1 protein-coding gene is annotated in these 581 nt (G+C 64.7%); it reads right to left on the bottom strand.

Annotated features, from left to right (window positions below; all coding sequences use genetic code 11):
* Positions 1–581 (bottom strand): aminotransferase class I/II-fold pyridoxal phosphate-dependent enzyme (locus EN914_RS37690; RefSeq protein ID WP_127389795.1); only part of this gene is annotated, 581 nt, incomplete at both ends.

Here is a 581-nt window from a genome sequence, read left to right as displayed (position 1 = left end):
GCACTTTCCGTCTGCTGGTGTACGCGCAGCGGCAGCGTTTCCAGGCCCTTCAGCAGCGTCCAGGCGTTGAAAGGCGAAAGGCTTGGGCCGGTATGGCGGAAATAGTCGTGCAGGTTCTCGTCGATCCACTTCTTGTCCGACAGGATGACGCCGCCGAGACAGCGCCCCTGGCCGTCTATGTGCTTGGTCGCCGAATAGACGACGATATGGGCGCCGAGCTGCAAGGGCTTCTGCTGCAGGGGCGTGGCGAAGACATTGTCGACGATCAGCCTGGCGCCGATCGAATTGGCAAGCGAAGCGACAGCGGCGATATCGACCACTTCCAGCGTCGGATTGGTCGGGCTTTCCAGGAAGAACAGCTTGGTGTTCGGCTTGACCGCCTTTTCCCAGTTGGCGATGTCGGTGCCGTCGACCAGCGTCGCCTCGATGCCGTATCTCGGCGCCAGCGTCTCGACCACCCAGCGGCAGGAGCCGAACAGCGCGCGTGCCGCCACGATATGGTCGCCGGCCTTGGCGCTGCACAGAAGGGCGGCCGTTACCGCCGCCATGCCCGACGCGGTGGCGCGCGCGTCTTCCGCACC

The organism is Mesorhizobium sp. M7A.F.Ca.CA.001.08.2.1, from assembly GCF_003998455.1.
Classification (GTDB): Bacteria; Pseudomonadota; Alphaproteobacteria; order Rhizobiales; family Rhizobiaceae; genus Mesorhizobium; species Mesorhizobium ciceri.
This window is presented reverse-complemented; position numbering and strand designations above follow the sequence as displayed.